This is a genomic window from Rivularia sp. PCC 7116, assembly GCF_000316665.1.
In the GTDB taxonomy this organism is placed as follows: Bacteria; Cyanobacteriota; Cyanobacteriia; order Cyanobacteriales; family Nostocaceae; genus Rivularia.
The window spans coordinates 7,769,391-7,783,841 of the sequence record NC_019678.1 but is presented as its reverse complement, the minus strand read 5'-3'; the positions used below and the strand labels follow the sequence as shown (position 1 = coordinate 7,783,841).

Sequence of the window (14,451 nt, the reverse complement as noted above, 5' to 3'; positions counted from 1 at the left end):
TATGACTCAGCCAAAAATAAATAAGCCTAATATCAAAAAATTAGCATCTAGACGCAAAACCATCAGTATTTCACAAGAACAATTAACTAAGCTAAATTTATTAAATTCTGAAAGTTCACTTCCTTTAATAATTACACCTAACGTCGAGGAATTAAGTCTAGTAAATTGGGCTAAAAGTCAAAAAGAGTTTATTGAGAACAAATTACTACAACATGGAGGAATTTTATTCCGTAACTTTAAAGTAAATGATATTTCTGAATTTGCAGATTTTATCAAAACAATTGCAGGAGATTTGCTGCAATACTCTTATCGTTCCACACCTAGAACTCAAGTAAGTGGTAATATCTACACTTCTACAGAATATCCTGCTACTCAATCCATCCCATTACATAATGAGATGTCATACTCCCGAAATTATCCACAAAAAATTGCTTTTTATTGTCTGCAAAAAGCACAACAGGGAGGAGAAACACCAATTGCTGATAGTCGCAAAGTTTTTCAACATGTTTCCAATCAAACTAAAGATTTATTTATTCAAAAAAAAGTAATGTACGTTAGGAATTATGGTAATAATCTAGATTTAACTTGGCAAAATGTATTTCAAACCACTGAAAAAATAGAAGTTGAAAACTACTGTAATCGCGCTGGAATTGACTTTGAATGGAAAGACGAAGATTCCTTGCAAACCCGTCAAATTTGTAGTGCAGTAGTTGAACATCCTCAAACAGGAGAAGCAGTTTGGTTTAATCAAGCTCATTTATTTCACATCTCAAATTTAGACTCTAATGTTCGTGAAAGTCTTTTTAAAAACTATAAAGAATCAGAATTACCACGAAATGCTTATTACGGTGATGGTTCTCCAATTGAAGCAGCAGTATTAGCAGAAATTAGAGAAGTATATCAACAAGAATCAATCATCTTTCCCTGGCAAGAAGGCGATATCTTGTTACTAGATAATATATTAGCAGCACATGGACGCAAACCATTTACAGGTTCTCGAAAGGTTGTAGTTGGCATGGCTTAAATTTATTATTTCAATAATACTTTAATTAGATAAACTTCAGAATAAATCAACAAATAATAAATTCAAATTTTACAAGCTGTTTGAATCTTAAATTCTAACCAAAATATCTAAAACTAATGGATAATTATTATGAATAAGCCAACAATTGAAGGATTTAAACTTTCTCCTCAACAAAAATATATCTGGTCATTACAACAAATTGATAGCAGTTTACCCAATCGCGTATATTGGACAGTTCTGATTGAGGGAAATCTTGATTTCAAAAGTTTAGAAATATCCTTAGAAAAAGTAATCAATAAATATGAAATCCTCCGTACTACTTTTCGTTGTTTATCTGGAATGACAATACCTCTTCAGGTAATAAATGATGATGTTATACCATCAATTGATTATCAAGATATAAGTAGTTTAGAAGCTGAACAACAGCAAGAAAAAATTCAGCTTATTATATCTGAATTGAATCAATTAAGTTTAGATTTTGAACAAGATTCACTTTTATATGCTTCCATCATTACTATTTCACCGATTCGACATATATTAGCTATTAGTCTACCGACTCTTTGTGCTGACACAACTACGATTAATAATCTAACTAAAGAAATTAGTCATTATTATGCAATCGGTAATCAGATAGAAGAAAGCCTAGAAGAACCATTACAATATGCAGATATTGCAGAATGGCAAAACGAAACTATTGAACAAGAAGAAGCTAAATTAGGAATAGAATATTGGCAGAAATCTTGTGATTTTAATTTATTCAATATAAATTTACCTCTAGAAAAAATAAATAATCCAGAAACTGATTTTCATCCTCAATTTTTAAATTGGGAATTGAATTTAGATTTATTTAAAAATATCGAAGTATTAGCACAACAATATAATATCTCTATTTCTACATTTTTTCTTACCTGCTGGCAAATTTTACTTTGGCGAATTACAGGACAAGCAGAAATAATTATTGGTAATCTTTTTTACGGTAGAAAATATGAAGAATTACAATCTGCTATCGGTTTATTTGCTAATTATTTACCAATTAGTTATGACTTAGAAAATAATTTAAAATTTAGTGACTTATTACCCTGTATAAATCAAAATATAGATGAAGCTGAAAAATGGCAGGAATATTTTACTACTACACAGCTTGAAAGATTAAAGAGTAACAAAAATCAGCTTCCGTTCTTTTCTTGCTGCTTTGAATACGAACAACAGCAAAGTAAATATTATGGAAATGAAACTGCATTTTCCATTCATCAGAAATTATCATACTTAGAAAGATTCAAAGCAAAACTTAAAATAGTTCATCAAACAAATAGCTTATTAGCGCAAATTCATTACGACCAAAGTTTATTTTCAGTAACAGATATTCAGTCTTTACTTTTACAACTCCAAAATTTAATCGCAGAAGTAATCCAGAAACCGGAATCTCCAATAGATTCTTTCAATATTCTTAGCATTCAACAAAGACAACAACTATTATTTGATTTTAACAATACGGACAAAAATTATCCTCAAGATAAATGTATTCATCAGTTATTTGAACAGCAAGTAAAAATTCAACCAAATAAAATAGCCATTGTATTTGAAAATGAACAATTAACATACGCTCAATTAAATAATCGTGCTAATCAACTTGCTCGATATTTACAAAAATTGGGAGTAAAGCCAGAGACAGTTGTGGGAATTTATTTAGAGCGATCGCCGTTATTTATCATATCGCTATTAGGTATTCTCAAAGCAGGTGCAGCATACTTATCTTTAGATTCGACATTACCAAGAGACAGTTTAATCTTCCGCTTACAAGATGCTGATATAAATATAGTTATAACTCAGCAACAACTATCAGCTAATCTTTCTCAAGAGACTCTACAAATAATATCGCTGGATAAAGATGCAGAGGCTATTAGTAATGAAAAACAAGATAATCCGAGCAGTGAAGTTAGACTAAACAATCTAGTTTATTTGCTATTTACTTCTGGCTCAACTGGTAAACCTAAAGCAGTTGCTGTTGAACATCAACAACTTCTTAATTATTATTATGCTGTTACGCAAAAGCTTAATTTAGAAAGATGTCATAGCTTTGCAACAGTTTCTACTTTTTCAGCAGATTTAGGTAATACAATTATATTTCCTGCTTTGGCTTCGGGAGCTTGCTTGCATATCATTTCACAACCAACAGCTTCTCACCCAGAAGCATTCGCAGAATATTTTGCTCGGCATTCTATCGACTGTTTAAAAATTGTTCCTACCCACCTCAAAGCCTTATTAACATCTTCCCATCCAGAACAAATTTTACCAAAACAATGTTTGATTTTAGGCGGTGAAGTTTCTAGTTGGAAGTTAATTGAACAATTACAAAGCTTTGCTCGTAACTGCCAAATATTTAATCATTACGGTCCTACAGAAACAACTGTTGGAGCATCAGTTTATCAAGTAGATTCAAAATTATATAGCGATAATCAAAAATCAAAAACAGTTCCTATTGGTCGTCCTCTTCCTAATATCAAAATTTACCTATTAGATACCAATTTGCAACCCGTTCCTGTTGGGACTCCTGGTGAATTATATATTGGGGGTGCAGGAGTTACAAGAGGTTATTTCAACAGACCAGAATTGACCAATAAAAAGTTTATCTCTAATCCATTCTTACTTTCAGAAAAATTATATAAAACTGGGGATATAGCTCGCTATTTAAGCAATGGAAATATTGAATTTATTGGACGAGTTGACCATCAAGTAAAAATTCATGGATATCGCATTGAATTAGGAGAAATAGAAACAACACTGCTTAAACATCCAGCAATCAAAGAAACCGTAGTCATAGCAAAAGAAGATAAATCGGGTAACAAGCGCTTAATTGCATATACAGTAGCTGATTTCACACGGACAGTTACTACTGATGATCTGCGTCACTTTTTGCAACAGCATTTACCAGAGTACATGGTACCAAATACCTTTGTGCAGATGCAGGCTTTACCTTTAACACCCAATGGAAAAATAAATCGCGCAGCTTTACCAAATCCCACCACTCAAGGATTATCATCCACAACTTTTGTTGCACCTCGTAATCTGGTAGAAGAAAAATTAACAGAACTTTGGGTTCAAATTCTTGGAGTTAATCAAGTCGGAATTAATGATAACTTCTTTGAATTGGGTGGAGATTCTATCCTTAGTATGCAAATCATAGCCAAAGCCAATCAAGCAGGTTTGCAAATTACTCCCAAACAGCTATTTGAAAAACCCACTATCGCTGAATTAGCACTTTTATTAGAGCAAACACAAACTAATTACGTCATTAATGCAGAACAAGGATTGGTAACTGGTGAAGTACCTTTAACACCAATTCAAAACTGGTTTTTTGAGCAGAACTTTGCTAATTCCCACCACTGGAATCAATCGTTTTTATTCCAAGTAAAGCAAACTCTTAACCCAGTCATTTTAGAGCAAGCATTGCAGCATATAATCGAACAGCACGATGCTTTACGTCTGCGTTTTGATTACAACGAATCTGGTTGGCAGCAAATTAACACTCTTCCATCAGAAACAATACCATTTACACGCATTAATTTAAGCAGTAAAACACCCGACGAACAAACAGCAGAAATCTCCGTAGCAGCAACCAAATTACAAAAAAGTTTAAACTTATCTGATGGTCCTTTAATTAGAGTAGCTTTATTTAACCTAGGTGCAGAACAACCATCGCGCTTGTTAATTGCAATTCATCATCTAGTAGTAGATGGAGTTTCATGGCGAATATTACTTTCAGATTTTCAACAAGTTTACCAGCAACTAACTCAAGGTGAAGTCGTAAAACTACCAGCCAAAACCACTTCTTTCAAAAAATGGGCAGAAAAACTCAAAGAATATGCGCGATCGCCTAAACTACAAAAAGAGTTAGAATACTGGCAAAACTCTTCACAAACACAACTCACTTCTCTACCAGTAGACTTTTCTAATGGTAAAAATACCATAGCTGAAGCTGAAACTATATCAGTAAAACTAAGTGCAATAGATACTCAAGAACTTTTACAGAAAGTACCAGCAATATATCAGACTCAAATCAATGATGTTCTTTTAACTGCACTACTACAAGCTTTCAATCAATGGACAGGTAAGCAAACATTAACTATTGACTTGGAGGGGCACGGAAGAGAAGAACTTTTTCCCGATGCGAACTTATCCCGTACAGTCGGTTGGTTTACCACCGTCTTTCCTGTCTTGCTTGAAACCGAAGATCGTTCCCAAACAGAAGATATTTTATTAGCAGTTAAGAAAAAACTGCGCTCAATACCCGAACGTGGAATTGGATACGGTTTACTACGATATATGAGTGATTCTCAACTCAAACTGCATTCCCATACAGGCGAAGTTAAATTCAATTATCTAGGTCAATTTGACCAACAGCAAGCTGAATCATCATTGTTTACCCCAGCAGCAGAATCAAAAGGTATTAGTCGTAGTTTACAGGGAAATCGGAGTCACTTAATTGATATTAATGGAATTGTAACCAATGGTGAGCTAAAACTAGATTGGACTTATAGTAAAGCAATTCATTGTCAACAAACAATCGAAAATTTGGCGAATAGTTTTATTGAAAAATTACAAGAAATAATAAGTTGCTGTCAATCTAAATACATTCCGGAGTCAACAACTCAAACAGAAATTATACAAACTTTAAACACCAAAGCAACTTTAGATTCCAGCATTCATCCAGATTCTACAAGATTTGAATATTCTACCAATTTCCAGCATATTTTCTTAACTGGATCCACTGGTTTTCTCGGAGCATTTTTACTTTATGAACTATTGCAAAACAAACAAGCAAATGTTTATTGTTTAGTTCGTGTTACTAATCAAGAGCCAGCTAAAAATAAACTGATAAATAATCTCAAAAAATACTTACTTTGGCAAGAATCTTTTAATGATAGAATTATCCCCATTGTGGGAGACTTATCTCAACCGTATTTGGGATTAACTAAGGCAGAATTCCAAGAATTAGCTGACAAACTGGATATTATCTATCACAATGGTGCAGTAACTAATCTTGTTTATCCCTACTCGATGCTTGAAGCTAGTAATGTAGGTGGTACTCAAGAAGTCTTGAGATTAGCAAGTCAAATCAAACTGAAACCCGTACACTATATTTCGACTCTCAGCGTTTTGACTTCCACAGAACATTCTCAAATCACAAAAATTTCCCAACTTGACAAATTCAAGTATTCAAAAGTTCCAACTGGCGGCTATCCTCAAACAAAATGGGTTTCCGAAAAGTTGATTTCCCAGGCTCATTCCAGAGGGATGCCCGTTTCTATTTATAGACTAGGAAGAGTATCGGGGGACAGTAAAAATGGCGTTACGAACATCAACGATCGCTTAATTAGAATGATTCGGGGCTTTATTCAATTAGAATGCTTTCCCGAGGTAAATTCAATAGTAGATATGACTCCTGTAGATTATATAGCTAAAGCCATTGTTTACTTATCACAACAAGAAAAATCAAAATCATTAAATCACATCTTCCATTTATCTAATCCCCAGCCGATTAACTCCGCCAAATTATTTGAATGGATTCGCAATGAAGGCTATCCTTTGCAAAAAATGTCTAGTAAACAATGGCAAGCAAAACTTCACAATTTATCTGAAATTTCTACAGATAATCCACTATATCCTCTCATACCTTTCTTTATCGATAAAGAAAAAAATACTTCAAAGAATATTGACCTTTTAGATTCATTAAATTCATCACATGCGCCAGACAATTTTAACAATACTCTTAATCAATTAGTAAGTACATCAATAACTTGTGCGGTAGCAGATGAAAAACTACTTTCAACTTATTTTTCTTGGTTGATAGATAATGGTTTTTTAGATGCTCCTCAACAACTGATTAATCATTAAAGTTATAGGTGAATTTAATTGCTGAATTTAGAAATTAAATTCAAAAATCAAAACTTGGCATACCCACTTCAATATCTTGACTCTTTAATAAATATCATCATGATTTTAGGAAAAGCAACACCACAAGGAACCCAAGGTTATAAAGAAAAGCACCAAAAGCATTACGATGCGACCTATTTTCGCACTGCTGATGATTTGTTAATTAGTTCAATCGGTTTAGGAACCTGTCTCGGAAAAACTGATGAACAAACCAATACTTTAGTTGAAAATGCTGTAGTTGAATCAGTACGTAGAGGAGTTAACCTAATAGATACAGCTATTAGCTATCGCCATCAAGAAGGAGAACGTAGTATAGGAAAAGGTATTAGTCAACTTATCGAATTACAACAAGCTTCAAGAGACGAACTTGTTATTACAAGTAAAGGAGGTATTCTTCCCTATCCAAAAAATAGTAGAAGAAAATCATTCTATAAAGAGTATGTCGAGGAAGGTAAATATGATGTTCAAATGACCGATTTAGTCGGGAAAAGATATTGTATACATCCGCAATTTATCCAAGAACAACTCAATCGCAGCTTGACAAACTTGGGACTCGAAACAATTGATATCTACTTTATCCATAACCCAGAACGACAACTTATCTCCATGACACGAGATAAATTTTATGCTCGTTTAAAATCCGCTTTTGAGGTACTAGAAAAAGCCGCTGATGCAGGAAAAATTTCTGCTTACGGAATTGCTACTTGGGAGGGTTTTCGCTTATCTCCTAAATCCACTCTTCATTTGAATTTAACAAAAATAAAAAACTTAGCAAAAGAAGCCGCAGGTACAAAACAAGACAGATTTAAGTTTATTCAACTTCCTCTTAACCTCGCAATGTCAGAAGCTCTGCTAATGAAAAATCAAACATTAGATGGAGAGGAACTAACTATTTTAGAAACTTGCGATCGGCTTAATATTCTACCCATAGCCAGCAAATCTTTATCTCAAACGCGCTTCGTTGGTCAAATTCCTGCTAATCTTGCCAAAGATTTGGGCGAAAACTTAACAGACTGCCAACGTGCCCTCCAATTTACTCGTAGCGCACCCTCTCTTCTCTGCGCTCTTGTTGGCATGAAAACTGTACAGCATATTGAAGAAAACTTAATGCTAAAAACTATTCCTACTTTAGATAGAAAAACTTTTGAAGAATTTCTGATTACAAATAGTCAATGGCTCGAAAGCATTAAACATAGTAGATTAAAGGCAATATTGCACGACATTAAAAAAATTTTGGGTTTGAAAGTGAGTTAATTTATGACATTATTAAAATATAATTACTGGTTGCATTGTAATTAAACATTATCTGAAGTTTCCATGCGTTTGTTCTGTTTTCCTTATGCTGGCGGTAGGGCTTTAAATTATCGTTCCTGGTCAAATCATTTACCCGCAAATGTAGAAGTTTGTGCTATAGAACTCCCAGGAAGAGGAACTCTTTTAAAAGAAACTCCATTTACTCGAATTAAACCACTTGTAGAGACAATAGCCCAAAATATTTTACCAAAGTTAGATCGGCCATTTGCTTTATTTGGTCATAGTATGGGTGCATTAGTAAGCTTTGAACTTGCTCATTTCCTTCGTAATAAATATAGTCTAAACCCAGTTCACTTATTTGTTTCTGCCCATCGCGCTCCACAAATTATTTCTAAAAAGCCTCCAATTTATTCCTTACCAGATCCAGAGTTTCTTGCCCAACTGCATCGTCTTAACGGTACTTCTCAAGAAATATTGCAAAATAGAGAATTAATGGAATTATTCCTGCCTATTTTACGGGCAGATTTTGAAGTTCTCGAAACCTATACTCATCAAGCATTACCACCTTTAGAATGTCCTATTACTGCTTTTGGTGGCTTATCCGATTCTGAAGCTAATATAGATGAACTGGAGGCTTGGGCTAAACAGACAAAGAGTACTTTCTTACTCAAAATGTTCCAAGGCGACCATTTTTTTATACATTCTGCTCAATCGCAGTTACTTGAATATCTAAATCAATTTTTGCTCGCGAGTTGCACAAATACTCTAGCTGCTAATTCTTCAACTGAAGTTGAGTGAGTGTCACATTCAGTTAGGAAAAACCGTATTTAAACCTTTACAGCCTAACGACGGTAATTATATCCGTGCGAAAACGGGAGGATATCAAATTCTCCTTAGTTATCATGGTACAAAAGCGCAGTTTCAAACTTTTTCTATTACATATTTACTAGCTAACCGCATACCTCCCCAAACATTAGAATCGCGGATAGCTCTTATAGGTGCAACACCCGAAAGCATCAAAGATTCGTTTCTAACTTCCTACAGCAGTCACCATTGCAACCTTGTGGTCGGTAAGAGACAAATCCACATTGAAATGATGACGCAATTTTACCGTATTCTTACTCAAACAAACGTAAGTAAAGCCCATTATCTCTGCTAGAAAATCCTCAATATAAGCATCCTTACTACTGGTCACCATTTATTTTAGTCGGTAATTAGCAGTAATACAGGTTAAAGGTTATAGATATAGGTCAACTAATTATAATAATAGTAATATTAATGTAAATTCTATCCTCAATCTATGCAGGAAAGAAATGGAATCAGTCAGCGCGAGCTTTGTGAATTGTTAGGGCTTGATTATCAAGCTGTTGCAGCTTCAGCCAAAGAGCTTGGTATGAGTACCCATGCTTATCTACAACAAGAAACGGGCTGGATTCTCAAAGACGAACTTTATTATCCATCGGATACCGAAGCCATTCAAACCAATCAAAACAAACTAAAGTCCCCATCCCGACGCAGAAAATGGCTTAAAATTGTTGGCTTTTTTTGTGTCGGAATTACTCTTGTGGCAGCAATAACCTTTGTAAATCAAGTTGGAATTGAGCAAATTCGCGCCAATGTTGATAAATTAGGAATTTGGGCACCGATTGCTTTATTATTGCTGCGAACGGTGAGCATTGTAATTCCGGCAATTCCCAGCACGGCTTATTCTGTTTTATCAGGTACTTTGTTCGGCTTTTGGAAAGGAATCTTTGTAATTTTCATCGCCGATTTTGCTGCTTGTTGTTTAAATTTTTATATTGCTAAACGTTTTGGTCGTAAAATTGTCCAAAGGCTTGTCGGGGAAAGGTTTATAGATAAGGTTGATAATCTTGCATCGAAGCATCTTGAAGATAATATCTTTTTAGTAGCTGGGTTTTTGATGACAGGATTATTTGATTTTGTCTGCTACGCTGTCGGACTTACGGAAATGCCTTGGCATAAATTTATGCCAGCTTTGATTTTAGGGATAGTAGTTTCGACACCTCCGATTGTTGCTTTGGGTGCGGGTGTATTCACTCAAGGAAAGTGGATGCTCGGACTTGCTATGTTGGGTATGTTTGGTTTGGCTTTGCTGACGGGATGGTTAAATCGGAAACGGAATCAGACTTAAGGATTTTCGGTGTGGTTGGTGTAATTTGCTATTCAACATCGCAATCTGGAATAATTTTCTCTACATCCCGTAGTAAAGGAAAAGCATATCCAGAAAATGCAATAAATGCCTCACAAATAGATAATACGGATGCGTTTTTTTTGGGTTAACCCTGTGTAAAAATTTAAGGGTTAAAAGTTTTAAATTAATTTATTATGAGTTAGATGAGAAATTATATTATTAATTTCTCTATTAAATTAGTTTCAAGGGTTACAGATATTTGTGGAGATATAGAGAAGAATCACTTGGTTAGCACAATACCCGTGCTTGGTAATTGAATTTTAAAAATAACAAGTCTATTTTTATCCCAGCTTGACTTACAACTCTAACTCAAAGCCGCTACAACTTTCTCTACTAATAACTGTGCCGAAAGCGGACCTCCAAATACCCAAGTATCTGCTTCAATCGGATAAACTCGATTTTGCTCGACGAATTTTAATCCTTTCCAAACCGGATTATTTTGTAAATTCTGCCAGTAAATATTATTATCTGCGCTGATATAAATAAAATTTACATCTTCTACTTTTGGTAACGCTTCTACCCAAACTGTATTAAATCCAAAAATATCGAATGTACCTTGCCAAGCGTTTTCTAAACCAATTTTATTTAAAATTTGTACGGCCATTGCATTATCGCTAAATAATCGCATTTGCGGGCCGCTATCGCCTAATTGTGCCAAAATAAATTTATTTTGAGCTAACTTTAAGTTACTAATTTGTTTTTGAGCTTTATCGAAAGTTTGCTGCATTTCATTTAATACTGACTTTCCCTTATCCTCACGGTTTACGGTTTTAGCAATTTTCAGGAAAGTCTGCTGCATTTCGTCTAATTGATTGGCATTTTTTGCAGAAGGGTAGGGATTAAATAAAAATGTTGGAGCAATAGAAGTAAGTAAATTATAAGTTTCTTGATGTCTTTGTTCTACTCCTAAAATTAAATCTGGTTTTAGTTTTGCTATAGCTTCTAAACTGGGTTCTGCTCGCGTACCTACATCTACTACGCTGTCTGCTAACTGCGGTTTTATATTAACGAAATTTTTATAACCTTTAATATCTGCTATTCCAACAGGTTGAATTCCTAATGCTAGTAAATTCTCGACATATACCCATTCTAAAACGACGATTCGAGATGCTGTTTTAATTGAATTAGATTGATTTGTTTCTGGAGAAGTATTAGATTTATTCCCGCAAGCAACTGTTAAAACAGACATCATTGCCGCAGTTATAAAAAAGCGTCTGCTGTGTTTTTTCATTGGGTTGTTCTCCTATTAGTTTTAAGTTAGTAGTTACGCTTTAGCGTTAATTCTTATTTTTAGCGCTGTAAACCTTAGGGTTCCCGCATCGCGTGCGGCTCGGCCTGTACAATAGGACATAGTTTTCTCGAAGAGTAGCGCAACTACAAACATATTTTTACCAATCCACTGAATATCTAAGGCTCAAAGTTCTCCCTCTAGCAGCACTAAAAGAGCTATTGCTTGCCTGTAATTGAGAAACTACGGGAAAATATTGATTATCCAAAAGATTCTCAACGCCAATTTGTAAAGTTCCCGCTCCCATTTTAATGCTACTAATGTAATCTAATACAAAATAACTATCTACAGGTCTTCTACCAAAACGAGTATTATCTGCAAACAAGTCTCGCTCTCCGGAAAATAAAGCTTGCAAACGATTGCTCCATCCTGGTAAAGTTTCATTCTCCACATAAGCCGTCAGCTTTAATGGAGGAATCCGAAATCCATCTAAAGCACCGTAGTTACCATCATCATTAATATCGATTTCACCACCAGTTAAGGTAAGAGTTCCACCCAAAGCAAATCTGGGACTTGGTTTTACGTCTATGGCTGCTTCTACACCATATATTCTTTCTGGTGCGCGGATTACCGTTCCTGTGGCTGTGAAGGTAGTACCTAATTCTGATTCGTTGTAAAAAGCTGATAATGATGCTTGGACTTTATTCCATCTTCCTCGCAAACCAATTTCATAATTATCTACTTTCTGAGGTTCTGGACTTAAGGATTCTACAGTAAACCCTGGTGGCGCGTTGCGGAGTGCTAAACCAATATCTGAGAGAGAGAACCCTTGAGAGAAGTTAGCAAATACACTGACGTTATCAGTAATTGAGTATACTGCTCCGACGTTAAATAGAGTTGCATCAAAATCGAGATCGCCACCCTCTATATTTACATCGGGATTGGCTAAAGTACTGAAATCATCAACGCTGACATCGGAGTTTTCGTAACGTACACCACCGTTTAAAACTAGTTTTTTGCCAACATTCAAATTTAACTGAGCAAATAAACCCAAACTGCTTAAATCCAGAGGTGGAACCCAAGTCCGTTCGTTTACTTTATTGAAAACCAATCCTCCACTCGAATCAAACACATCTCCATCAAAGGTAGAAACAATCTGAGATGTTTCTTCCTTGAAATAATCTGCACCCCAAAGTAATTTGGCTTTTTCCCCATCAAATAAAGGCGTTTCAATCTGCAAGCGTGCGCCGTATTTCTCCGAATCTACTTCTGATTGAATGATTTCGTTACCCAAACTAGCGAATGCACGACCATCAAAAGGGAAGAATCTGGTGAGATAATTTCGATAATATGCCTGAGCCTGAACTTTACTATTTAACAGATTGTCGTGATTGTACTGTAAATTTAACAGCGTATTTTCGTTTCCTGGAAGTTCGTCTAAACTCAATCCTTCGATAGCCCGAGCTTTCTGTGTTCCCGGTAGATCGTTCACAGTTGGATCGCTAGCAATATCTGTATCTTGCTTTTCATCGAAGCGGTTAAATGTCAGTTGCAATCGTTGATAATCGTCAAAATTTACACCCAATTTACCGAATAAATTCAAACTGCGAGAATCGGCAAAACCACCTTGGGCGTTAGGGTCGGTAGGAATTTTGTCTCCTTCGGCATCATAAAAAACGCCAGTATTAGTAAATGAAATATTGCCAGTAAAATCAACCTTGTCTTCGTTGACAGAAATTGTATGTTGAAAATTCGTACCGAAACTATCTTCTTCCAATTCTCCCAAAGCAGCAGTTACACCGAACTCTGTTTTTGAAGTCAATCTATCTGTATCGGCACGTTTAGTAATAATATTAATTACACCACCAGTTGCGCCATCACCATAAATTGCACTTGGTCCTCTTACAACTTCCACACGTTCAATTGCGGAAGGATCGATGGTTTTCAAATCTCGGAAAGCATTGCGACTTGTAGATTGAGGAACGCCATCAATTAAAACTTGAGTATTGCGTCCCCGTAAAGATAATCCAAAATTACTACCGCTTTGAGTCGGAGGTGCTAAACCCGGTACTGATTTACCGAGAATTTCGATTAAATTACGCGATAATCTCGTTTGTTTCTCGACTTCCGCACGATTAATTACAGTTATTGAACGCGGTACCTTTTGAATATCTTGCTCAGTTCGAGTTGCAGTTACTACCAGTTCAATTGGTTGATTATTATTTTCCTCGGCTTGAGAAGTGGTAGGTTTTTCTGGCGTTTGTGATTCCTGTTGTGGTGGAGTTTCCGGGGGTTTAGCTGGTGTTTGAGCGGTAGATGCTATTGGTTTTAACCCAAAAATCAAACCCGTACTACTATCAAATAACTCAACTTGTGGTGAACCTGCTTCTCCCGTTACTTTTACCTGAATAGTATTACCATCTTTATTAATTACTTCTATCTGGCTAATTCCCTGTATCGGCTTTAGTTTTGTAAATGCATTTCCCTGGGATACGCTGAGTTGAGCATTGGGAATTTCTGCAATAAAATCATTACCCTGACTGCGATTTACAACTTGCAAACTTTGAGCCGAGGTTGTCTCTAAAATTATTTCTACACCCTTATCCGTTTGATTTAATCTGACACCAGTTACCTTAATTAATTGCGTTGCGTTGTTGTTTGCTGGTGGTGAAGATTGTGATAACTTGCGAGAATTACTTGAGGGAAGCACCTCCTCAGCTTGAGCGAGATTGTTTCCCCATACTGCCATTACACTAGTAAATATAATAATTTTCAGCAATTGGTGTAATTTCATTACTT

8 protein-coding genes are annotated in these 14,451 nt (G+C 35.3%); 6 read left to right on the top strand and 2 right to left on the bottom strand.

Going from position 1 to position 14,451, the window contains the following annotated elements:
* Position 1 precedes the first annotated feature (1 nt).
* The 6 genes from RIV7116_RS29840 (at position 2) to RIV7116_RS29820 (ending at position 10,364) form a co-directional block, all read left to right on the top strand.
* Positions 2-1,024, top strand: coding sequence for a TauD/TfdA family dioxygenase (locus RIV7116_RS29840; RefSeq protein WP_015122072.1), 1,023 nt, complete (start codon positions 2-4; stop codon positions 1,022-1,024).
* A 129-nt stretch (positions 1,025-1,153) separates the two neighbouring features.
* A complete protein-coding gene (locus tag RIV7116_RS29835; RefSeq protein ID WP_015122071.1) occupies positions 1,154-6,919 on the top strand; it encodes a non-ribosomal peptide synthetase in 5,766 nt (1,921 codons plus the stop codon).
* Positions 6,920-7,018: 99 nt separating this feature from the next.
* Positions 7,019-8,212, top strand: a complete 1,194-nt coding sequence (locus RIV7116_RS29830; RefSeq protein ID WP_157229350.1) for an aldo/keto reductase — start codon at positions 7,019-7,021, stop codon at positions 8,210-8,212.
* Between the two features lie 63 nt (positions 8,213-8,275).
* On the top strand, positions 8,276-9,010 hold the full coding sequence (locus RIV7116_RS29825; protein ID WP_015122069.1) for a thioesterase II family protein: 735 nt from the start codon (positions 8,276-8,278) through the stop codon (positions 9,008-9,010).
* On the top strand, positions 9,003-9,371 hold the full coding sequence (locus RIV7116_RS35380) for a CHASE2 domain-containing protein (RefSeq protein WP_157229349.1): 369 nt from the start codon (positions 9,003-9,005) through the stop codon (positions 9,369-9,371). The genes RIV7116_RS29825 and RIV7116_RS35380 overlap by 8 nt, the downstream gene beginning before the upstream one ends.
* Positions 9,372-9,512: 141 nt before the next feature.
* Complete coding sequence (locus RIV7116_RS29820) at positions 9,513-10,364, top strand: TVP38/TMEM64 family protein (protein ID WP_015122067.1); 852 nt, start codon at positions 9,513-9,515, stop codon at positions 10,362-10,364.
* A 364-nt stretch (positions 10,365-10,728) separates the two neighbouring features.
* Here the strand turns inward: RIV7116_RS29820 and RIV7116_RS29815 are convergent, their stop codons facing one another.
* A complete protein-coding gene (locus RIV7116_RS29815) occupies positions 10,729-11,655 on the bottom strand; it encodes an ABC transporter substrate-binding protein (RefSeq protein WP_015122066.1) in 927 nt (308 codons plus the stop codon).
* A 157-nt stretch (positions 11,656-11,812) separates the two neighbouring features.
* Positions 11,813-14,446 (bottom strand): TonB-dependent receptor domain-containing protein, encoded by a 2,634-nt coding sequence (locus RIV7116_RS29810; RefSeq protein WP_015122065.1) that lies wholly within the window; start codon positions 14,444-14,446, stop codon positions 11,813-11,815.
* Between the last annotated feature and the right edge of the window lie 5 nt (positions 14,447-14,451).

Bases quoted from the DNA above. Each gene is read 5' to 3' on its own strand.
- RIV7116_RS29815 (WP_015122066.1), bottom strand. From the start codon at position 11,655: ATGAAAAAACACAGCAGACGCTTTTTTATAACTGCGGCAATGATGTCT.
- RIV7116_RS29835 (WP_015122071.1), top strand. From the start codon at position 1,154: ATGAATAAGCCAACAATTGAAGGATTTAAACTTTCTCCTCAACAAAAA.
- RIV7116_RS29840 (WP_015122072.1), top strand. From the start codon at position 2: ATGACTCAGCCAAAAATAAATAAGCCTAATATCAAAAAATTAGCATCT.
- RIV7116_RS29825 (WP_015122069.1), top strand. From the start codon at position 8,276: ATGCGTTTGTTCTGTTTTCCTTATGCTGGCGGTAGGGCTTTAAATTAT.
- RIV7116_RS29810 (WP_015122065.1), bottom strand. From the start codon at position 14,446: ATGAAATTACACCAATTGCTGAAAATTATTATATTTACTAGTGTAATG.
- RIV7116_RS29830 (WP_157229350.1), top strand. From the start codon at position 7,019: ATGATTTTAGGAAAAGCAACACCACAAGGAACCCAAGGTTATAAAGAA.
- RIV7116_RS29820 (WP_015122067.1), top strand. From the start codon at position 9,513: ATGCAGGAAAGAAATGGAATCAGTCAGCGCGAGCTTTGTGAATTGTTA.